Here is a 20,377-nt window from a genome sequence, read left to right as displayed (position 1 = left end):
TTCAAATTTCGGCAATGCCAGAAGAGGCCCCAGGGTGTTCGATCCCTCACCTAACACTAGGTGGGGGATCAGCATGGAGCTGGCATAGAGCCTATAGGGACGTATTCACGGCGTCCTTTGACGGACACCCCTGCGTCGAATTTTGATATACGACGATGAGTATACTTGTCTCAACCCTTCGTCACATCGCGGATTCAATTATCGAAAAAGCATTATCGCCAAAAAGGTTAATGGTGCCAATTTAGCGGTCTTTCAACAATTGCTCGATCAACTTCCTTTGTAAATCGATAATTTCATCTTTAGCCGCAATGGTTTTATCTTTTTCCAGCAATAAATCATTCAGCAATTTTTCTTTTTCATTCATATCGGGAACGGCATATTCTTTCCAATCGACCGACTTGACTTCAACCGCCGATGCGGCCGGTTCTTTTTTTAGAAATTCCGTAATATCGACCGGATTTTTATCCCAATTCATTTGCGGCTCTTTTTTAAGTCTCGAGAACCCCCCGCCACTCCATTCCGGTTCATTGCCATTTTCAGTTAATTCATTAGGAAATGATAATTTAGGTTCGTTCATAGACATACCCCCGGAGAAGCTTTAATTTGGCCAAAAAACATAGAAATTGTTTAAAGAAGTTTAGCTAACAGTATAAATTATTAACTGAAAACCACATATAAATTTTACGGCAAATAAACCCTCCAACGCATGCCGCCCAAACTTTGGCTTTTATCGCCCAACAATTGCCCTCCCAACAAATCGATAATTTCATTGACCACCGCCATGCCTATCCCGTGCCCATCGGTATTTTGGTCGGCCCGGACACCTCGTTTAAGAATATCACTCAGATGGTCGGCAGGAATTCCCGGTCCGTCGTCCTCGATTTGCAATAAAAACGAAAAGCCGTCTTGCTTGATTTGATTTTTATTCAAAATACTGACCCTGACTTTTTTATCGCACCATTTGCAAGCATTGTCGATTAAATTACCGGCGACCTCATAAAAATCCCCTTGTTCGCAATAAATCTTAAATTTATCAGGCTTTTTGATCTCAAACACAATTGGCTTATCGGCATGTACTTTTTTCATTGACGCTATAATTTTATCAACTCCCAGAGCGGCATCCATTGTACCGGTAATTTTCTTTTCGCCCTTAGCCGCTGCCCGTTGCAGTTGATATTCAACGATTTCGTCCATCCGAGAAATCTGATCGTGTACGGTCTTTTTATCCAACACCGGCGAATCAATACTCCCCCTTAAAATAGCTAGCGGGGTCTTTAAGCTATGCGCCAAATCGGCCAACGTATTGCGATAACGTTCTAAATGCGCTCGCTCGCTGCTGATCAACGCATTAAGATTTCCAGCCAATCCTCGCAATTCAGTCGAATAACTCCCGTCAAGAAGAGACTTTTCTCCTCGCTCGATCGACTCCAGATCTCTCACGATCAAACGAAGCGGACTCAAGCCCCAGCGCAGCACTAAAAATTGAATCAAAATTAAAATCAAGCCCATCGCCAACAACCAAGAACCTAATGCAGTTTTAAATCGATCGACTTGCTTAGCGACAAACATACTTTCCTCGGCTACGCTGAAAATATATTTTTGCTCCTTGCCTCGGTGATTTTCCCAAATCACTCTGTAATGCAACACATAACGACCTTGTTCGTCGAGCAAGAATACAAATTGACCAGAATCCATGTCCGGCGCTGAAGAGGCGTTCAAACCGATTGCCGAAGGGGAAAACCACACCACATCCGCATCGACCGGCTGTATCCAAGCATAAAGGCCGGACCCTGGATTCGAGAAGCGCGGCTCTCGTAACTCTTTGGGCATTTTGATTCGTCCGGCTCGAGTCAGCTCAGCTGCCGACAACAACGAGTAAACTTGAATTTTTAAGTTTTCCCGGAGCGTTTGCTCGGCACTTTCTCGATAGCCTTGCTCCAAGACGATGGCAACCAATATAAAAAACGAGGCCAAAACGACGCCGGCGGAAACCAATAAACGAAAACTAAGCGATTTAGAATTCAAAGCAGACCACAGTAGTAAGTGACGGAAAGAAAGGTTTTATCGTAAATTCGGCAGTTCAACCATGAAGCACATGAAGTTAATGAAGTATTTCAAGAGATCAACTAAACATTCCAGCTAATCTTTCGGGTGAACGAAAGCTCTATACAAACAAATAAGAAGTTATTGAATTAACTTACTCCCTTTTGATTGAAAAACCGTCTAAGAATAAAAGGTATGGGATGCGTCTATCGAGGAACGCCGTGAACCCGTCCATGGGGGCTTGACGGCAACGCTCGAACGCCAAGGATGGCGTGAATGCAGATTTTGCATTACGCCATGGATGGCGTGTATTAGAGCAACGCAGGAGCAGTTGCCGAGGAGCAAAAATCTGCCCTGCTGCCGACATCCTCGCTAGCCACACCCCATACCTTCATAAAGTTAGCTAATTTTTGAGTATAAAGGGAGTATTATTCTTCATGACCTTCATGGTAAAACGCATTTTGCAGGTTTATTCTGACTATCAGGAAGTCGGAAGTTTCACTTTCGACCATGGAAATAGTCGTTCGGGGCATATTATTTTGTATTTTGAGAAATCATTATCGACCCTATTCTCACTCTAAAGTAAAAATTAACCCATCGAATTGCATGAAGAAATCACAACTCGTACCCTATATCGTCATTCGCCGGTATAATCGAAACAAATTAATCTAAGCATCCAAGCCGATCGCAAGCTCTCCTAAACGCGCGAGCTATTACATAGGCAAATCTTATGCCGGCGATTAATTAAGGAATCAGGCAAAAGTGGCACATATTATTATTTTATCCGAAGCTCCAAATCAAGCCGAACGCTGGGCAAGCATCCTCAGTAAGGAACATAAAACCAAAGTTTTGCATGATCTGAACAAAGTTTCTGAAAATACTGCTAACGCAACTTTTAACTTGGTCGTTATCGACGCGAAACTTCTCGATTCGAGTTTTTCCACCTTAGTTTCACTAGCGCAACTAAATCTTAAAGTGCTTGTTATTGGCCAAAATTGGTCCGACGACAATCAAATCGAAGCCCTGGCTTCCGGATGCTCCGGTTATTGCGAAATGGATACCGTCGACCAATTACTCTTGAAAGCTGCAAACCACCTACTGACTGGAGATATCTGGATACAAAGACATTTAATCCCTCGTTTAATCAATGCACTGTCAGAGTTAAGCGGAGACATAAGAAAAAATCGACATCACCAACAGGATATTGAAAATAAATTAACCCTGCTTTCTAAACGCGAATTAGATGTTGCCGAGCTTATCAAAACCGGCGAAAGCAACAAAGCAATCGCAGCCAAGCTCAACATATCCGAAAGAACGGTCAAAGCCCATCTAACCTCTATTTTCAATAAATTAGAAATACCGGATCGGCTACATCTAGCATTATTTCTAAAAGAAATGAGTTCGCCATAATAAACCGTAAAACCGCATAAGAAACTAGTCTTACTTACCCATAGACGTCAATGCCATTAAGCTAAGCCCTTCGTGGTGAGCCCTTCGGCTAAGCTCAGGTCGAACAGAAATCCTTAATTTAATGGCAGTGCCCCATAGGCATGGATGTCGACGATAAAAAATCATCACCAAGGACGATAATCTCCTCTTTAAAAACTAAACCGTTTAGTTTAGTATTGCGTTAACCAAATCATCTTTTAATCTACCTATGCCATCGGAATCTTGCGAACCCAAACGAGAAGCCATCATTGAAGGCGCGACACGAATGTTTTTAAAATATGGCTTTCATCAAGTCAGCATGGACAAAATCGCCAAAGAAGCGCCGGTTTCAAAAGCAACCTTGTACCAACATTTTGAGAATAAAAACGCGCTTTTTTCCGCGGTCATTTTTGAATTGTGCCGATCCTTACTGGACACCATGGCCGAAATCACACCCGATTCGAACGACATCAAAAAAAATCTTCGTGAAATCGCACAAGCATTTATCGATTTGATTTTTACCGAGGAGGCCCTGGCAATTTACCGGCTCGTAATCGCCGAATGCCGAGACTTCCCTGAGCTTGGACAAGTCGTATACGACAGCGCGCCTAAAATAGCACTAACTCAATTGGAGCATTATCTGCATAATTTGAAAGCTAGCGGGCACATTGATATTTCCGATATTGAATTTGCTGCCGATGCTTTTTTCAGCCTGCTCAAAGGTGATTTGCATTTTCAATGCTTGCTCGGCATCAGTGCACCGCCCTCCCCCGAACAAAAGCGCCTCTTGATTGACCAAGTTATTGCGCTTTACCTGCGAGGTGTTTTGAATGCGACCGATTAGCATTAAACAATACATTGCATTGTTGGCAATCTTGCCGGTTTTTTGCGTTCAAGCAGAAACACTAGAAGAAGCTTTCGAGCATGCATTGAACCAAAATCACCTGATTAAATCGGCCAAGGCCGATACCGAGGCATCCGAACAACAACTATACTCGGCGCAAAATCAACGCCTACCCTCGCTCAACATCAAAGGGGGATATACTCAATTGAGCGAAACTCCCGCCGCGAAAACCGAGATCGAAGGCCAAGCCGCGCAATTTCCAATGTCACAAGCCGGCAGCGGGCAAGCCGAAGTGATTGCGTCGGTTCCGATTTTCACCAGCGGGCGCATCAGCCATGGTATCGACGCGGCCGAAGCCGCCTTATCGGCGACACAACAAAATGAAGTCGCAACCGCATTGAGGATTAAATTGCAGATCGCCGAAGCTTTCCTGTCCGTATTACGTGCACAAAGCGCGCTGCAAGTAGCGGAAAGCCACGCCGAAACGCTGAAAGCGAATGCCGCCGATGTTGAGCGCTTACATAGCCAAGGCATGGTTTCGAAAAACGACCGACTTGCCGCCGAAGTCGAATACGCCAATGCCCGGCAACTCGTCGTGCAAAACGGCAACCGGCTTGATATCGCCAAAGCGCAGTATAATCGGTTACTAAACCGCCGACTCGACGACCCTGTCGAACTGGAAGAACGCTTTCCTAAGCAGCCCGGCGGCGCACCGGACGAATTATCCGCCCAAGCACTCGCACAACGTCCTGAGCTCAACGCATTAAACAGCCAAATCACCGCCTTGCAAGAACAAGCCAGAAGCGTTCAAGCCGGCCTATTACCGCAAGTCGCGGTCAACGGCGGCTATCAATACCAGGAAAACCGTTACATGGCCTTCGAAGGCATGTGGATGGTCAATGTCGGCATGGAATGGAAACTCGACGGCGGTACCCATCACCAAAGCAAATCGCTCAATAGACAGGCGTTGGCCTTGCAGGCACAGCGGGATGACATGGCTAGCATGATCGGACTCGAAGTCCGGCGCGCCTGGCTGGACATTCAGGAAACCGAAAAGCGTATCGAGGTCAACCAACAAGCAATCGCCCAAGCCGATGAAAATTTGCGGGTCAACCGCGAACGCTATCGGCAGGGCTTATCCACGCAAACCGAAGTATTGAAAGCCGAAGAGCTCAGAATCACGACACACAACAACTTCAATAATGCCCGTTACGATGCTGCATTGGCGAAACTGAATTTGCGCCGTGCGCTCGGGATTTTGTAATCCGCCCAACGCATCTCGAAATATACCTTTCGCACTTCAAATTTCGGCAGTGCCTAAGGAGGCGCCGGGTGCTCGGCAAAGGCTTTGCCAGCATGGATGCTGGCATAGAGCCTACATGGATGTATTCACGGCGTCCTTTGACGGGCCCCCGGTGCCGAATTTTAATCTACGATGAGTATAATCATTATCTTGACACTCTACCTATCTTTGCAAAGGAATCGTAACATGGGGAAATCCAAATCGACCGGACATGCGGTTTTATTACTTGTTATCACCGCGCTAATCAGCGCCTGCGGCAATAACGACGGAGAGCCTGAACAAGAAATCGTCCGCACCGTGCGTATCGAAACGGTCAAGGTTAGCGAGGCGCTTGCGCAACGCCGCTTCGTCGGCCGCGTGGATGCGTTAAAAACGGTCGACCTTTCGTTTCAAGTCGGCGGACGCCTGGCCGAATTGCCGTTACAACAAGGTACCGTGGTTGCCAAAGGCGGCTTGATTGCTGCGCTTGATCCGACCGATTTTCGCCTGAACGAACAAGAAGCCAAAACACAATACGCCTTCGCACAACTCGATCTCGGTCGCAAACGCAATCTCGCGGCCTCGGATACGATACCGAAGGTCATGCTGGACGAAGCCGAAACCGCTTTTAAACTGCGCCAAGTCGCACTGGACAATGCCCGCCGCAATCTCTCCTATACCCGAATCGCCGCGCCATTCGATGCGCTGGTCACGCGCCGCCTGCTCGACATCCACTCTCATGTCGCACCGCACCAAGCCGTGGTCCGAGTCCAGGACGTTAGCGCCTTGCATGTCAAGATCAATGTGCCGGAAGATCTAATCAGACTGATCGGCCTTGCCGATGCAATGAATATCGAGGCGGAGTTTCCGGGCCAGCCCGGTAAACGCCTGCCGCTACGCTATCTTGAACATGCCACCGAAGCCGACGCGGTCGCGCAGACCTACGAAGTGACACTGGAATTGCAACGCACGAACGACATGACGATTTTACCGGGCATGACCGTCAGCGTCTCTGTCGGTAGCCCTTTCGTCAACGGATCAACCGAAATCACGATACCGCTCTCGGCGATCGATACCAATGAAGACGGCAAGACCCGGGCTTGGCTATTTGACCCGCAAACCGAAATCGTCTCTCCACAGGCTATCGAAATCGGCGCCGTAGCAGCCAGTCGCGTTCCGGTGCTGTCGGGCTTGAGCGGGGGCGAACACATCGTCACGGCCGGCGGCCATTTGCTGCATGACGGCATGAAGGTACGCCGTTTTACCGGATTTTAAGGACCATAGCCATGTCTATCGATATCGCACGCGCGGCCATCGAACGCCCGGTCAATACCTGGTTGATCATCCTGACTTGCCTGATCGGAGGTCTGTGGGGCCTGTCCACGGTCGGGCGCCTCGAAGACCCGGCCTTTACCATCAAACAAGCCTTGGTCATTACGCCCTATCCGGGCGCGACGGCCGAAGAGGTTGAACTGGAAGTCACCGAACCCTTGGAGTCGGCGATTCAACAATTACCACAAATCAAGCATATCAAATCGAAATCCAAACCCGGCATTTCCGAAATCGAAGTCGAAATCAAGGATACCTACGACGGCCGTACGATGCCGCAGGTCTGGGACGAGCTGAGGCGCAAAGTCGGCGATGCTCAACAAACCTTGCCGGAAAGCGCGAATCCATCGACCGTCAACGACGACTTCGGCGATGTATTCGGAATTTTTTATGCGATCACCGCTCCCGGATTTTCCGACCGAGAAATTTTGGATTTGGCCAAATTTTTACGCCGCGAACTGCTGACCGTGACCAATGTCGCCAAAGTCGAAACCGCCGGCATGCGCACCGAAACCATCTATGTCGAAGTATCGAATGCCAGGCTCGCACGTTTCGGTCTACCGATGGCTCAGGTCTTGAATACCATTTCCTCGGAAAACAGAATCGCCGACGCCGGCGCGGTCACCATCGATGACCGGCGCATTCGCATTACCACAGCCGCCGGCTTCGACTCGGTCGACGCGATAGAGGCCTTACGCATCGGCCGCCCCGGCAGCACGGAACAAATCAGCCTGATCGATCTGGCCGAAATCCGCCGCGAACCGACCGAAATACCGGATCATCTCATACACTTTAACGGCATGCCGGCCTTTACGCTGGCAATATCGGGCGTCCGCGACGCCAATATCGTCATGGTTGGACAAGCGGTCGAAGCACGCTTAGCGGAACTGGCGCCGCGAATACCATTAGGAATAGAGATACATCCGATTTATGAGCAACACAAAGTCGTCGATGAATCGATCGACGACTTCATCGTCAACTTGGCTGTATCGGTTTCGATCGTGATACTGTCGCTGTGCCTGATGATGGGCTGGCGGGTCGGTTTGATCGTCGGCGCGACGCTGCTATTGACCGTGCTCGGAACGGTGTTCCTGATGCGCGTTTTTCACATCGATATGGAGCGCATTTCGCTTGGCGCGTTGATTATCGCGATGGGCATGCTGGTCGATAATGCGATCGTGGTTGCCGAAGGCATGCTTATCAATATGCAGCACGGCATGAACGGCAAGGATGCCGCGACCGTATCGGTCAAACGCACGCAGCTGCCTTTGCTCGGCGCGACCGTGATCGGCATCATGGCCTTTTCCGGCATCGGATTGTCGCCGGACGTCACCGGCGAATTTTTGTTTTCGCTGTTTGCGGTAATCGGGATGTCGTTGCTGCTGAGCTGGGTTTTGGCGATCACGGTCACCCCGCTGTTCGGGCACTTGTTTTTGAAGGTCGAGCAAACCGGCGAAGATCCTTATCGCGCATGGATTTATCAAACCTACCGAAAAATCCTGACCGGCACCTTAAAAACCAGAGCCTTGACCGCATTGATTATGATCCTGTTGACTGCGGCCTGCTTCGCCGGTTTCGGCATGGTCAAGCAAGCCTTTTTTCCCGATTCCAATACCCCGCTGTTTTACATTCATTATCAATTGCCGCAAGGCAGCGATATCCGCTCGACCGAGCGCGATATCGGCGAAATCAACGCAATCATCCGCGCCAAACCGGACGTCGTTTCGGTGGCAAGCTTCATCGGACGAGGCGCCAGTCGTTATATGCTGACTTACGCGCCGGAACAACCGAACAGCGCCTATGGACTATTGATTATCCGTACCGAAAACCTCGACCCCATTCCCGCCTTAGCCGCAGAATTGAAAAGTGAACTGAGCGCCGCCTACCCCAACGCCGAAATCCGTACCGAACGACTGATGTTTGGCCCCGGCGGCGGCGCAAAAATCGAAGCGCGTTTTTCAGGCCCCGACTCCGCCGTACTGCGCAGGCTCGGTAATGAAGCTTTGGACATCATGCGCGCCGATGGCAATCTCATCGATCTGCGCACAAATTGGCGGCAAAAAGAACTGGTGATGAAACCGGTCTACAGTCCAGAACGCGCGCGCATCGCCGGCATCGGTTTGAGCGACTTGGCGCTGGCCTTGCAATTCGCCAGCACCGGCGTCCAGGCCGGCACTTACCGCGAGGACGACAAACAAATCCCCATCGTCGTTCGCCCGCCGGATGCCGAGCGGCGGGATGCCAAACAATTACGCGATCGCCTCGTTTGGAGTAATGCCGACCAATCCTATGTTCCGGTCGCGCAAATCGCCGAGCGTTTCGAAACGGTCAGCGAGGATACATTGATACACCGACGCAACCGGGTGCGTACACTGACCGCTCAGGCCGACCCGCTACCGGAACTAACCGCAGATCAAGCTTTCCGCGGCATCCGCGCGAAAATCGAAGCCATCCCGCTTCCGTCCGGTTATCGTTTCGAATGGGGCGGCGAATACGAAAGCTCGACCGACGCACAAACCGCGCTCAATGCTCAGATACCGGTCGGCTTCGTCGTCATGCTCATCATCAGTATTTTGTTGTTCGGCAAAGTGCGTCAACCGCTGATCATCTGGCTGGTCGTGCCGATGTCGGTCTGCGGCGTCGTGATCGGCTTGCTGATTTCCAATCAGCCGTTCAGCTTCATGGCCCTACTCGGTCTGTTGAGCTTGTCCGGCATGCTAATGAAAAATGCGATCGTACTGGTCGACGAAATCGACGCGCAAATCGTCGAAGGCAAACACGGTCATTCCGCGATCGTCGACGCCGGCGTTAGCCGTCTTCGCCCGGTATTCCTAGCCGCCGGCACAACGATACTCGGCATGATCCCATTATTAACCGACGCCTTCTTTGCCAGCATGGCAGTCACGATCATGGGCGGCCTAGCCTTCGCGACCGTGCTGACACTGATCGCCGTACCGGTGTTGTATGCGTTGTTTTTTGGGGTAAAAGCCGAAGCAGCGGCGAAATAACTCTCTGCGGGACGGTTGCAGACTTCGAAAGAGGACAACGGCAACTTGAACGACGTCGTCCCTCACCTAGCGTTAGGTGAGGGACGACGAAGGCGTCGCTCCCACAAAAGATTTTTCTCCTGCGGGACGGAGTTGCAAACCCCGTCCCGCCAAAGAACAAAAATCGTGGCGTCGGTTGCGTTCCTTATTCAGCAGAGATTAAGCGTCAAATGTAACAATTGCCCAAACGCGGGGAAATTGACTGACACCGACCTCCTTCGATGACATACTTTCCCAGCCCAACCCGCCAAGGCCCAAGCCTGGAGGTATTTACGATGAAAACGATTATCATGCTGCTTATCGCATTGCTGTCTTACGTGCCGACCGCATCCGCTCAACAAGAGAATCCGGCTTTCAGTCAAGCCGAACTCGATCAAATGCTGGCGCCGATCGCATTATATCCAGACGTACTATTGTCGCAAATACTGGTGGCGGCCACCTACCCTTTAGAAGTCGTCGAAGCGGCCCGTTGGTCGGCAGCCAATCCGGGCCTCGAAGGCGAACAGGCTGTGACTGCCGTCGAACATCAAGCCTGGGACCCCAGCGTCAAAGCCTTGGTTGCATTTCCGGAAGTCCTAAACCGAATGAATGAAGACCTGAATTGGACGCGAGCGCTCGGCGACGCGTTTTTATTTCAAGAAGCGCAAGTCATGGGTAGCGTTCAGAACTTGCGGCAACGAGCCTATGAGGCGGGCAATCTCAATTCGACAAACAATGCGCGAGTCGTACGCGAAAATCAAGTTATCGTTATCGAACCTGCCAACCCTCAAGTCGTCTATGTGCCTTATTATAATCCACAGGTCGTTTACGGTTCATGGTGGTGGCCCGGTTACGCTCCTGTTTATTGGGGGCCGCCGCCCGGCATTCATTTGAATCTAGGTTTTAATTGGGGCTGGGGACGCGGCATCTTCGTATCGCCGGGATTTTTTTTCAGCAGTTTCGACTGGTATCGACGCCAGACCGTGGTTGTCCACCGCCGGCATAACTACTATCACAGGCCGCATTTCGTTTCAGGAAGACATATCCGTTACGCCGACTATCCTAGATGGCGGCATAATTCGAATCACCGCCGAGGCGTTGCCTATCGTCATGATTCGCTGCAGCGGCAATTCGGCACATCCAGACGTTCCGGTAACGGCTATGCCGATACCCGCCGAAATAAATTCGATCGCACCGATAACATAAACCGGCCTCAATCCGGGCGGCGCAACCATGGCTGGAACAGTTATGCAAACACGCAAAGTCATGGCGATCGATCAACGCCCCAAAGCACCGGACGGAGAAATAACCGATCCGACACCGACAGAGTATCAACAAGAGAGCGTTGGCGCATTAATAGCACAAACCCGACCCCATCCGACTGGCGCAATCGAGATCGGAGCGGTTTTGCAACCACGCAAAGTCATGACGATCGATCAACACCCCAAAGCACCGGACGGAGAAATAACCGATCCGACACCGACAGAATGTCAACAAGAGAGCGTTGGCGCCAATCCAGCAACATTTCGCCAAACAGCTTGGCAAGCGATTTAAGTTCGCGCAATTCCGGCTCCAGCGCTCAAAGCGCTTCATCCGGCAATACCCGCAGGCAAAACAGTAGCTATAGTCGTGACAATGCGCGGCGCCGAGAACCTTCTTCGCGGCGAACGACCTCAGATATCTCTTCAAACCGCGAAACCGGGAATTTTCCTGCGCAACGACGCTCTAGCGCCCCTAACCGTGAAGCGAATCGAAACCAAGATTCCCGGCGTCAAATGTCTAGTGGGACAACGCTTCAAAATAAACGTGGCAGTTCATTCGGCCCATCGTCTCCAGCTGTTTCACCAGAACGTCAACGAACCCGAACCCCCAGTAACGGACGCGTAACGAGATCCGAAAGCCGACGTCAGAGTCCGTCTTTCTCAACGACTGTTAATCGCGATAGAGGCGGCGCATCGACAGGCCTGCATTATCGATCCTCAAACAGTAAAAATAGACGCAGCGACTCAGGCAATTATTCCTCTGGCCGATCATCCAATCGAAGAGAGTCATCGAATTAGCTATCCCACTACTCTTCAATCGATGTTTACTTGAACACCACATCGGCCTTCGTTCCGCCCGTGTTGCTCGAAGTTCCGAGAAAAAGCTCCGCTTGATGTAAGTCGGCAATTTCCTTAACAATAGGAAGCCCTAACCCGCAACCATCTCCAGGACTTCCCGGAATTCGATAAAAGCGCTCGAAGATTTTATCCATTTCTGATGCCGGTATACCCGGCCCATCGTCCTCGATAGTCAACGTAGGCGAAGGCCCCGGCTTAAGCCTTACGATTATGTTACCGTTCTCTCGTCCATAACAGACCGCGTTATCAAGAAGATTGACCAACAATTCGCGAATTAAAATTTCATTGCCATTGATATAAACCGGTTGTTTAGGACCTTCGAAACTGAGTTCGATATCATTTTGCAAAGCCTTAGGAACCCACTCGCTACTGACTTCCCTCACCAGCGTCAATAGATCGAACTTTGCCAATAGTAGTCCGCTTTCAATTGCCCCCGATTTGGCTAAGGCCAAAAGCTGAGAGATGATATGAGAAACCCTGTCGGCACTGCTTTGAATTTGCAGTAAAGCCGGTTTCATTGCCGCCATGTCATCTTCCCGTAACGCTCTTTCCGATTGCAATTTCAGCCCCGCCAGCGGCGTACGAAGTTGATGCGCGGCATTGGCGATAAAGCGTTGCTGAGAAGCGATCGCGCCGTCCAAGCGCTTCAACAAACCATTAATGGTATCGGTCAAGATCCGCACTTCGGCAAAAACATGTGCTTCAGGAATCGGGCTTAAGTCTTTCGGGGAGCGCATGGCAATTTCATCGGCCAATTCGCGTAAAGGGTTCAAGCCTCGATAAACGGCCTTACGCATATAAAAACCAATAAAAATCGCTAAAAAAATCGGCGGTATCAAATCGGCCAATAAAATATCCATCATCATGTTGCGGCGCTTGTTAAGCGTCTCGGCTACATGCACGAATACGATTTCCGGAAGGTCTTTCCGCGCGACAAGGATAGAAACTCCTCGTACCGACTCGCCTCGAACCGTATCATTGAAAAAAACCGGCGCCGACCAATCGGTCGATTCATCGAAAGGTTCGGGAACGAAGCTATCTCCAGCGATCATGCCTTGATTTTCAGCGATGATTTTAAAATAAGTCTTGTCTAATTCATCCCATTTAAAAATAGTTAACGCAGCTGGCGGTAATTCAGCAACAATCAGATTATCACTAACTTTGATTTCCTGCACCAAAGAACCTGCAGAATCCAATAGCCATCGATCGTAAGCTTCATCGACATAATGCCGCGTAACGTAATAGGAACTGACGGCTTCAAATACGACAAACAACAAAACCGGCGTAATTAACCGAATCAATATTTCGGTTCTTAGCGTTCTATTTTGCTCCATCGCTACCCGTCTCCAGCAAGTAACCTAAGCCCCGTACGGTCCGTATAACGGCATCATAAGGTTCGATGCGTTTTCGAACGCGGTGCACATATACTTCGATCGCATTATCGGCCAAAGCATCGCCGTCCGCAGACAAACGCTGCGCGATACGGTCCTTACAAACTACTTTGCCTGCTTGTAATAACAAAATTTCGAGAACCGCCGCTTCACGAGCCGATAAAACCAGTAACTGCCCATCAGCGGAAACTTGATTATTTTGAGTATCGAGCGAAAGTCGACCCACTTCGATGGTATGGCTGAAGCCTCCATAACAACGCCTGATCAATGCGTGAATACGCGCTTCCAACTCCATTAGTTCGAAAGGTTTGGTCATGTAGTCGTCCGCACCTTGACGAATACCTTCGATGCGGTCGTTCATACTTTCCCTTGCCGTTAAAATCAAAATCGGCAACGAAATCCTACTGTTTCGAAATTTGCGCAATAATTCTAAACCGTCCATATCGGGCAACCCCAAATCCAGCACAATCAAATCGAAATCTTGTGCCTCAACTAATTGCTCGGCATACCGTCCGCTTTTGGTGGCGGTAACAACGTAGCCGGTTTTTTTAAGCGTATGAATCAATCCGTCAGTAAGAACTGAGTCATCTTCAATCAATAAAATATTCATATAGTTAAAGCATAAACAAAACGATAAAGCGAAAGCGTAAAAAAATCCGTCAAACAGCCAAATAAACCAGAATCTTTTTTACCATTACATAACAACGACCTATAACATCGCCACAGTTCCTATACAACGATTATACACTGGACGGGCATGCTCACCCTCCTCTACGCAACTCCGCAGAGATTCTTGAAACAATTATCGAGGAAAAGTTCATGATGAAATACGGAAAAATTTCGTATTCGACTCTTTATAGCTTATAGCCGTCATGAATCAACCATCTTAGAAAGATGCACACAAAATAATAACTTCTACAAGTACGCCCTTTTGACCGAAAAACTGTCTATGAATAAAAGGTATGGGATATCTCTACCGAGGACCGCCGTGAACCCAGCACCTAAATTATCCCAAATAGTTAATCATTGAAATACCGTAGCCCCTCTAGCTGTTTTCATATTGATTTCCATATATTTCAACCTAGTTTAAGTGGGGCCGATCAAGCACCAGTCAAGCAAAATGCTAAGCCCAAAACAGAATATAACGCATTGCCTTGCCACTAGTTTCCGGGCACCAGACAGAATTATTCCAGTATTCGAAGCATAGACAGGTGGTTAATCCTGTTTTTGCTCCAGTCTAGGAGCATCGTCGCCGCGGTAAACGACCTTGTCGTCCTCCCAGAACACGGCATATTGGCCGAGGCGATGCTTTTTTTCCAAGGCGGCGGCAATGGCCTTATTTAATACCGTTTCAATAACCTGACTTTTTTGTGATGGTGTATTTTTGGCAAGTTTCATAGGTCGGCCTTGTTTAAAAGATGTTGATAAAAAGGGGCGTGAATGACATTGCGTTGTTCACCTTGCTGTTCAAAGATCAACGTGGTTTCGTCACAGGTATTCATAAAACAAGCGCAACGATCGACGGCATAACTAAACTGAGTTAGTAAGTTGCGAAAAATACGCGCAAAGCGTCGCTCTATGGCTTGCTCCGGAATATTATGACCGCCATGCGCCACACGTTCGGCAACACGCGCATGGGGTCAAGTCTTTTAATTTGCATCATATCTCGTTTATGCAAGCACATATTTGTAAAATTCCAGACCTGACCCTATAAGCTTCGCTTCGGATGCCTTGAGGATGCCCGCAGCCATTGCCAACGCTTCTTCCCGTGGTACAACCAGTCCCATTGCCACTCGGGCATCGGTTACATGACCCCGGCCACCGTCCATTTCGACCAAGCGGCTACGGTATACCAAGCACGCGCAAAAACCCTGGAGATTGCCTTCCTCGCCAATCCAAAGCGATTCAAAGGAAAGTGCCCTTTGCCACCCAGCTTGCCTAACGCCGTTTGGATTAATCCGCCTATAAACACAAAGGAGAACCTCGACCCATAAATACACAACAATTAGACACTAAATAAATCAACTTGGTGTCTCAAAGTCATTGACACATTCCGCTTGCGCAGTATGCGGAAACAATCAGACAAAAATCATTGCCAAAAAAGACAGAAATGGTCAGCCGCTTATTAATGTCATGTGCATAAACTGCGGTTTGGTATGGGTCGATCCTCAGCCGACTATTGAACGTACTGAAAAGTTTTATGCTTCTGAGTATCGAAAACAGTACAAAAAGGCTTTTCAACCAAAACACAAGCACTGTTATCGAGAAACGCTGAGAGCCATAGACAGAAACACTCGCTTTCTATCTGTATACAGAGATGGTATGCGAGTGCTTGATGTAGGTGCAGGTGCAGGTTTTTTTGCATATGTTTTACAAAGGATAGGCATCTTAATTGATGGAGTTGAGCCTAACGAAGAGTATGCAAACTATGCGCGATCTAATCTTCACTTGAACACTATAAGAACAGGGTTTCTTCGAGATTTAACAACTGAAAACCAATATGACCTTATAACCATTAATCATGTGTTCGAACATCTGCCCAATCCTCGCGAAGCAATGGTACAAATGCACAAACTACTTAAAAAAGGCGGGCATGTGCTTATGGAGATACCTAATATCGAGGCGACATATCATGCTCCGAATAAAATATTTCATGTCGGTCATCTTTACTGGTACAACCCTAATACAATTCGAGCTTTGGCGCTTCAACTCGGCTTTCTTATTGATGATATACAAATTATAAATGGCACCAAGCACATCAATATAGTGCTAACAAAATGCGACGAATCAACAGCAACAGAAATAGAAGTTAATTCATTGGTTGCGGGCAATGCTGAAACTATCTCAGAGGTGCTTCAACAGCACACCATGCAAAGACATTTCTTTACACCTACCCCTTATTTGAGATTTTTGAGAAAAAGTCATCAGTACTACAAAGAACAGATCTATATCAATAAGTTTAAAAACGGCAAAGACATCTGCGACTCCGTATGCAATAAATTGTTGTCAATTCAAAATCCGAATTAACCGGGGGGGTCAGGGAAAAGTTAATCTCAGCTTACTCTGACCTCGAATTACTATCGCGCTAATAATGCGGCAAGATCAACACGGAATTAAGTTTGAGTAGTGTTGGCATTTTATTAATGCAAACAAACTTAGTGGCTAAAACTGGAAGTGCTCTGCCATATACCCGAGGCTCACTAAAAGAAACCAATTTCTCAGTTGCTGCACATTGCAGAATTGACTCAATGTCAGGGAGTGCAGGTGTCAACATAAAACCATTGAGTTCGTCTGACCGATTATTATTTATTTCATAACCGGACCTTTGAGTTTATTTACCGGCAATTGCTTTTAAAGAGTCGCACTTGATGTGATGCCTCTAACATTAGCCAAGAAAAACTATTGGAGCTTATCGATGTCCGAACTTTTAAAATTCGTCAAACTCTCGCTCAATCACTTCCTGGTGGGAGCATTCGCATCCTGCCTGTCTATATCGTCGTGCAGATCTTCGTCTGGCTGGTCAGTTTTGTACTGCAGTCCGTTTTCGATGTCAGGGAATGGATGGGGCACTATCTGATTACCGCCGCTGTGTTCATTGCCGTCTATGCTCTGCTGGTGTATATCGGACGCGAGTTGGCGAAATACTGGCAGTCCCTGATCATTTCCCTGTTTGACATGCTCATCGAGCGGGTACCGTTCCTGAGCGGCGTTTACCGGGTCAGCAAGAAGGTGATCGACATGTTTCGCGGCCAAGGCGGGAACCCGGTGCGGGAAGTGGTCTACGTGGAATACCCCAAAGACGGCGTGTGGGTGCCAGCCTACGTAACCAACCGAGAGGACGACCGCTATGTGCTCTATATACCTACCTCGCCGAATCCCAGCAATGGCTTCACGGTGATCATCCATGAATCCAAGGTGATTAAATCGGAATTGAATTTTGAGGAAGTCACCAGCTTTATGATCAGCGTAGGTTCCGATTTTCCCAAATCACATGAAGCGCGGAATCTGCCCAGATAAAGCCCCCACCGGCAAAACGCCCTGATCGTTAGCCAAGCAAATGTCAAAAGCAGGTGTCTCGCCTATCGAGTGATTGCGAGGAAAATTTCATGACCAAAATTGAACTGCTTGGAACAGAGTTGATTGCTTACGCAAGAACCCTGTATCGCTTTTTGGGTGGTATCACAGTTGGCCTTGTGTTAGGTATCCCCACTTTGTTCATGTTTGGCGATACCCTGTTATCGTTGCTCGGACATGGTCTTATAGCGCTCGAACATGCTTTACATATACTGTTCGAGCTTTTTGAAACAATAGCCGAACATTTCTTTGAGTGGGCCTTCCATCTCTCTAAGAGAACGTCGGAAATTATCATTTTCTGGAGTAGCCTAGCAGCCGCCATTGGCTTAACGTGGTATTTCATACACATGGCGAAAGTTATTTCTCGACGTGCATACACCAACGTTCAGGAACAGCGGTTGGCGCTAGCCGAATCATCTAAAATCGTCGTCTGGATTCGGATTGCTCTTATCATCAGCTCGCTGAGCGCGACCCTTTTACTCTTCACCTGAATGAACCTGTTTTAATCTCAATTTGATACTTTTTAGGCTGTAGTGAGTGAATGATTTTTTAAGTAAAATCCCGGGACGATCCTTGATTCCCGGCATTTTATTATCCGCTCTTTTATTGCAGGGCTTTATGCTGTTGCGTGAATTCTTGCTAACAGGGGCCTGTGAAAGAACCCCATATCAGCATGGCACTGACAAACCGGAAACAACCGATTTGACCTGGCAGCATCAATAAGGAATAGCAGGCAATAATTACCCGGCTTAAACCCGATAAATTTTTTCCCTTTCCTCCTGGTTTTGAGAGGAAGGGGAAATGTTATCGCAACAAAAGATAACAATTATCATAGGCATCAAGCTGCGGTATTAGAATTTTAATCAGAAAAAAGTAACTTAAAGGTGGCTATTTGCTAAACAAACTGAAACGTGTAAATCTTACGATCTTGCACAAAGGATGCAAGTTGCGTGGTTCCAACATAAAATTACCGTACTGATTATGGCTCAGCTTTCCAAAGACCTTCAGCGTTATTTTTTTGAAGAATCGACTGGCGATCCACTTACCTTGGCCAATGTACTGAGGTTGGCAGGTGAGCGCACCTTCGGTTTTTTGTTTGTCTTGCTAGCACTGCCCTCGGCACTCCCGGTTCCGGCGGCGGGATATGCCCTACCGTTTGGATTGTTGTTGTTTTTACTGGCGGTTCAGTTGCTGATGGGTAGCAAAAGTCCTTGGCTACCAGGGTGGATCATAAACCGGCCAATCGCCTTGAGCCGGTTGCAGGCATTCGTGAAGCACGGTATTCCCTGGATACGGCGCATCGAGGGCTTGACAAAACCGCGGCTGACTCTCGTATGCTCAAGCGGTCCGGGTCGTGCGATGATCGGCTGCGCGGTTGCCTCGATGACACTCTTTATGATGGTACCCGTTCCGGGTTCCAATACCCTGCCTGCTATCGGCATTTTCGTCACCGGCCTTGGACTCCTGAACGATGATGGAGCCATTAGTCTGGCCGGACTCGCGATGTGTTTGATAGCCGCTATCTTCTCTGTATCCATCCTGTATGGCTTGTTTATGGGCGGCACCCTGCTCTTCAGTTTGAACGGACAGCCATGAGCAAAAACAGCTGGTAAACATATCACTACACTTAAAGGTCATCCATCCATTAAAGTTTCCAACCTTCTGGAAACGCACAAACATTCCATAAACGACATACTTCAGAAAAGCTTGGAACATGAAAAGAAGCAAGCAGAAAATTATCGCACGCTACTGAAACTAGTCGAAGCGCATTCGATCGTACTTGAAGAATATGAACGCCAAATGATTTCTGACGAGGAAAAGCATATTTCCAAAGTTGAAAACCACCTTAAAACAATCTAATGAAGAGGATTACTTATGTTAGACGCAAAAAACTTACTCGCTAATGTTGATTCAAATGGTCTTGTCGGTAAAATGCTAGGAGGAATGGCAACAAAAAACTTTGCGGCCGGGTTGCTAACTGGAGGCGCCGCGACATCACTCCTAGGTAAAGATACCGTTGAAACTGCGGCAAAGGTCGGCGGTATTGCACTGCTTGGAACGCTTGCTTATAAAGCATTTGGGAACTATCAGCAGCAAAAAGCGGCTGGTGGAAATGCGAGTTTGGGCAGTGCGGTAACTCAGTCCGCACAAGGCATGATAGAACAAGCTGGCGGATTATTGTCTGGACTGATGACCAATACTCAGCCGCAAACAGCAGAAGCAATCGCTGCTCCTGCAACAACAAGCAACGAACTTTCACTTTCTATCATCCGTGCAATGATCGCCGCAGCTAAAGCTGATGGGCATATGGATGCAGTAGAAACTCAGAAAATTATGGAGCAGCTTGAATCCGCTGGAGCAAACGCACAGGAAAAAATTCTACTGATGCAGGAGATGGCGAACACACCAGAAGTCAGTACCATCGCTGCTGCTGCAAAATCTCCACAGGAATCAGCACAGATTTATCTTGCTGCTTTACTGGTTTGCGACAGCCAATGTCAGCTTGAACAAGAATTTCTCTTGTCCTTAGCTACCGCACTAAAGCTGGAACCAGCTTTCACCGCCAGCCTTCAGCAAGAACTGCTCGCTATGTCGCAACAGTAGGCAGCCTAACCAATTAGAAACACCCTACATAACATGCCATCCTCGCACCGATGCGAGGATGGCCGTGTTTTGAATGGTTAAGTTAATGTTTTTGCAGAGACTTTCTATAACTTTCCATTTAACTTCTTTTCCATGCAGTCGTTGGCGACCTCACCCAATCGACCATTAGCAGCCACACACCATTTCCGATAACAGACATTCAGCTCTTAGAGAGCGGCGGAATGTGTCAATGACTT

General features: G+C 48.3%; 19 protein-coding genes and 1 pseudogene. 14 read left to right on the top strand and 6 right to left on the bottom strand.

Annotated features, from left to right (window positions below; all coding sequences use genetic code 11):
• Nucleotides 1–241: 241 nt before the first annotated feature.
• Both ACINK7_RS06765 and ACINK7_RS06760 read right to left on the bottom strand, forming a co-directional pair.
• The gene (locus ACINK7_RS06765) at nucleotides 242–577 is read right to left on the bottom strand and encodes a hypothetical protein (protein WP_404360551.1); all 336 of its coding nucleotides are present in this window, start codon (nucleotides 575–577) and stop codon (nucleotides 242–244) included.
• A gap of 104 nt (nucleotides 578–681) precedes the next feature.
• Nucleotides 682–2,025, bottom strand: coding sequence for an ATP-binding protein (locus ACINK7_RS06760; protein WP_404360550.1), 1,344 nt, complete (start codon nucleotides 2,023–2,025; stop codon nucleotides 682–684).
• Between the two features lie 780 nt (nucleotides 2,026–2,805).
• On the opposite strand from ACINK7_RS06760, the gene ACINK7_RS06755 reads away from it, so the two are divergent.
• From ACINK7_RS06755 to ACINK7_RS06730, 6 genes are all read left to right on the top strand, one after another.
• The gene (locus ACINK7_RS06755; RefSeq protein ID WP_404360549.1) at nucleotides 2,806–3,453 is read left to right on the top strand and encodes a DNA-binding response regulator; all 648 of its coding nucleotides are present in this window, start codon (nucleotides 2,806–2,808) and stop codon (nucleotides 3,451–3,453) included.
• 247 nt (nucleotides 3,454–3,700) lie between these two features.
• Nucleotides 3,701–4,315, top strand: a complete 615-nt coding sequence (locus ACINK7_RS06750) for a TetR/AcrR family transcriptional regulator (RefSeq protein ID WP_404360547.1) — start codon at nucleotides 3,701–3,703, stop codon at nucleotides 4,313–4,315.
• Nucleotides 4,302–5,579, top strand: a complete 1,278-nt coding sequence (locus ACINK7_RS06745) for a TolC family protein (RefSeq protein WP_404360546.1) — start codon at nucleotides 4,302–4,304, stop codon at nucleotides 5,577–5,579. Before ACINK7_RS06750 ends, ACINK7_RS06745 begins: the two co-directional genes overlap by 14 nt.
• A gap of 225 nt (nucleotides 5,580–5,804) precedes the next feature.
• Nucleotides 5,805–6,872, top strand: coding sequence for an efflux RND transporter periplasmic adaptor subunit (locus tag ACINK7_RS06740; protein WP_404360545.1), 1,068 nt, complete (start codon nucleotides 5,805–5,807; stop codon nucleotides 6,870–6,872).
• 11 nt (nucleotides 6,873–6,883) lie between these two features.
• On the top strand, nucleotides 6,884–9,934 hold the full coding sequence (locus tag ACINK7_RS06735) for an efflux RND transporter permease subunit (RefSeq protein WP_404360543.1): 3,051 nt from the start codon (nucleotides 6,884–6,886) through the stop codon (nucleotides 9,932–9,934).
• A gap of 314 nt (nucleotides 9,935–10,248) precedes the next feature.
• Nucleotides 10,249–12,012, top strand: a complete 1,764-nt coding sequence (locus tag ACINK7_RS06730; RefSeq protein WP_404360542.1) for a DUF3300 domain-containing protein — start codon at nucleotides 10,249–10,251, stop codon at nucleotides 12,010–12,012.
• Nucleotides 12,013–12,038: 26 nt separating this feature from the next.
• Here ACINK7_RS06730 and ACINK7_RS06725 read toward each other — a convergent pair whose 3' ends face one another.
• The 4 genes from ACINK7_RS06725 to ACINK7_RS06710 form a co-directional block, all read right to left on the bottom strand.
• Nucleotides 12,039–13,406, bottom strand: a complete 1,368-nt coding sequence (locus ACINK7_RS06725) for a sensor histidine kinase N-terminal domain-containing protein (protein WP_404360541.1) — start codon at nucleotides 13,404–13,406, stop codon at nucleotides 12,039–12,041.
• On the bottom strand, nucleotides 13,393–14,073 hold the full coding sequence (locus tag ACINK7_RS06720) for a response regulator (RefSeq protein WP_404360540.1): 681 nt from the start codon (nucleotides 14,071–14,073) through the stop codon (nucleotides 13,393–13,395). The genes ACINK7_RS06725 and ACINK7_RS06720 overlap by 14 nt, the downstream gene beginning before the upstream one ends.
• A 605-nt stretch (nucleotides 14,074–14,678) precedes the next feature.
• Nucleotides 14,679–14,861, bottom strand: a complete 183-nt coding sequence (locus ACINK7_RS06715; RefSeq protein WP_404360539.1) for a hypothetical protein — start codon at nucleotides 14,859–14,861, stop codon at nucleotides 14,679–14,681.
• Nucleotides 14,858–15,079, bottom strand: a complete 222-nt coding sequence (locus ACINK7_RS06710) for a hypothetical protein (RefSeq protein ID WP_404360538.1) — start codon at nucleotides 15,077–15,079, stop codon at nucleotides 14,858–14,860. Before ACINK7_RS06710 ends, ACINK7_RS06715 begins: the two co-directional genes overlap by 4 nt.
• A gap of 117 nt (nucleotides 15,080–15,196) precedes the next feature.
• On the opposite strand from ACINK7_RS06710, the pseudogene ACINK7_RS06705 reads away from it, so the two are divergent.
• The 8 genes and pseudogenes from ACINK7_RS06705 to ACINK7_RS06670 all read left to right on the top strand — a co-directional run.
• A pseudogene (locus tag ACINK7_RS06705) lies at nucleotides 15,197–15,457 on the top strand (integrase core domain-containing protein); the annotation flags it as partial.
• A gap of 49 nt (nucleotides 15,458–15,506) precedes the next feature.
• Nucleotides 15,507–16,490: a class I SAM-dependent methyltransferase gene (locus tag ACINK7_RS06700; RefSeq protein ID WP_404360537.1), complete on the top strand. Its 984-nt coding sequence runs from the start codon at nucleotides 15,507–15,509 to the stop codon at nucleotides 16,488–16,490.
• 375 nt (nucleotides 16,491–16,865) lie between these two features.
• Nucleotides 16,866–17,480 carry a DUF502 domain-containing protein gene (locus tag ACINK7_RS06695; protein WP_404360536.1) on the top strand — a complete coding sequence of 205 codons (615 nt, stop codon included), beginning with the start codon at nucleotides 16,866–16,868 and terminating at the stop codon, nucleotides 17,478–17,480.
• Between the two features lie 89 nt (nucleotides 17,481–17,569).
• Nucleotides 17,570–18,028, top strand: a complete 459-nt coding sequence (locus ACINK7_RS06690) for a hypothetical protein (protein WP_404360535.1) — start codon at nucleotides 17,570–17,572, stop codon at nucleotides 18,026–18,028.
• A 46-nt stretch (nucleotides 18,029–18,074) separates the two neighbouring features.
• Nucleotides 18,075–18,260: a hypothetical protein gene (locus ACINK7_RS06685; protein WP_404360534.1), complete on the top strand. Its 186-nt coding sequence runs from the start codon at nucleotides 18,075–18,077 to the stop codon at nucleotides 18,258–18,260.
• A gap of 216 nt (nucleotides 18,261–18,476) precedes the next feature.
• Nucleotides 18,477–19,133, top strand: coding sequence for an exopolysaccharide biosynthesis protein (locus tag ACINK7_RS06680; protein ID WP_404360533.1), 657 nt, complete (start codon nucleotides 18,477–18,479; stop codon nucleotides 19,131–19,133).
• A gap of 21 nt (nucleotides 19,134–19,154) precedes the next feature.
• Nucleotides 19,155–19,397, top strand: a complete 243-nt coding sequence (locus ACINK7_RS06675; protein WP_404361421.1) for a ferritin-like domain-containing protein — start codon at nucleotides 19,155–19,157, stop codon at nucleotides 19,395–19,397.
• A gap of 15 nt (nucleotides 19,398–19,412) precedes the next feature.
• Nucleotides 19,413–20,141 (top strand): tellurite resistance TerB family protein, encoded by a 729-nt coding sequence (locus tag ACINK7_RS06670; RefSeq protein ID WP_404360532.1) that lies wholly within the window; start codon nucleotides 19,413–19,415, stop codon nucleotides 20,139–20,141.
• The last annotated feature ends 236 nt before the right edge of the window (nucleotides 20,142–20,377 follow it).

It is taken from the genome of Methylotuvimicrobium sp. KM1 (assembly GCF_044788715.1).
Lineage (GTDB): Bacteria > Pseudomonadota > Gammaproteobacteria > Methylococcales > Methylomonadaceae > Methylotuvimicrobium.
Note: the sequence above shows the minus strand (reverse complement) of the source record. Positions and strands in the feature narration are given on the sequence as shown.

What these genes read in the sequence shown, in the direction of transcription:
- ACINK7_RS06765 (WP_404360551.1), bottom strand. Translation starts at nt 577, where the DNA reads ATGAACGAACCTAAATTATCATTTCCTAATGAATTAACTGAAAATGGC.
- ACINK7_RS06750 (WP_404360547.1), top strand. Translation starts at nt 3,701, where the DNA reads ATGCCATCGGAATCTTGCGAACCCAAACGAGAAGCCATCATTGAAGGC.
- ACINK7_RS06745 (WP_404360546.1), top strand. Translation starts at nt 4,302, where the DNA reads ATGCGACCGATTAGCATTAAACAATACATTGCATTGTTGGCAATCTTG.
- ACINK7_RS06740 (WP_404360545.1), top strand. Translation starts at nt 5,805, where the DNA reads ATGGGGAAATCCAAATCGACCGGACATGCGGTTTTATTACTTGTTATC.
- ACINK7_RS06735 (WP_404360543.1), top strand. Translation starts at nt 6,884, where the DNA reads ATGTCTATCGATATCGCACGCGCGGCCATCGAACGCCCGGTCAATACC.
- ACINK7_RS06730 (WP_404360542.1), top strand. Translation starts at nt 10,249, where the DNA reads ATGAAAACGATTATCATGCTGCTTATCGCATTGCTGTCTTACGTGCCG.
- ACINK7_RS06725 (WP_404360541.1), bottom strand. Translation starts at nt 13,406, where the DNA reads ATGGAGCAAAATAGAACGCTAAGAACCGAAATATTGATTCGGTTAATT.
- ACINK7_RS06720 (WP_404360540.1), bottom strand. Translation starts at nt 14,073, where the DNA reads ATGAATATTTTATTGATTGAAGATGACTCAGTTCTTACTGACGGATTG.
- ACINK7_RS06715 (WP_404360539.1), bottom strand. Translation starts at nt 14,861, where the DNA reads ATGAAACTTGCCAAAAATACACCATCACAAAAAAGTCAGGTTATTGAA.
- ACINK7_RS06690 (WP_404360535.1), top strand. Translation starts at nt 17,570, where the DNA reads ATGACCAAAATTGAACTGCTTGGAACAGAGTTGATTGCTTACGCAAGA.
- ACINK7_RS06680 (WP_404360533.1), top strand. Translation starts at nt 18,477, where the DNA reads ATGCAAGTTGCGTGGTTCCAACATAAAATTACCGTACTGATTATGGCT.
- ACINK7_RS06670 (WP_404360532.1), top strand. Translation starts at nt 19,413, where the DNA reads ATGTTAGACGCAAAAAACTTACTCGCTAATGTTGATTCAAATGGTCTT.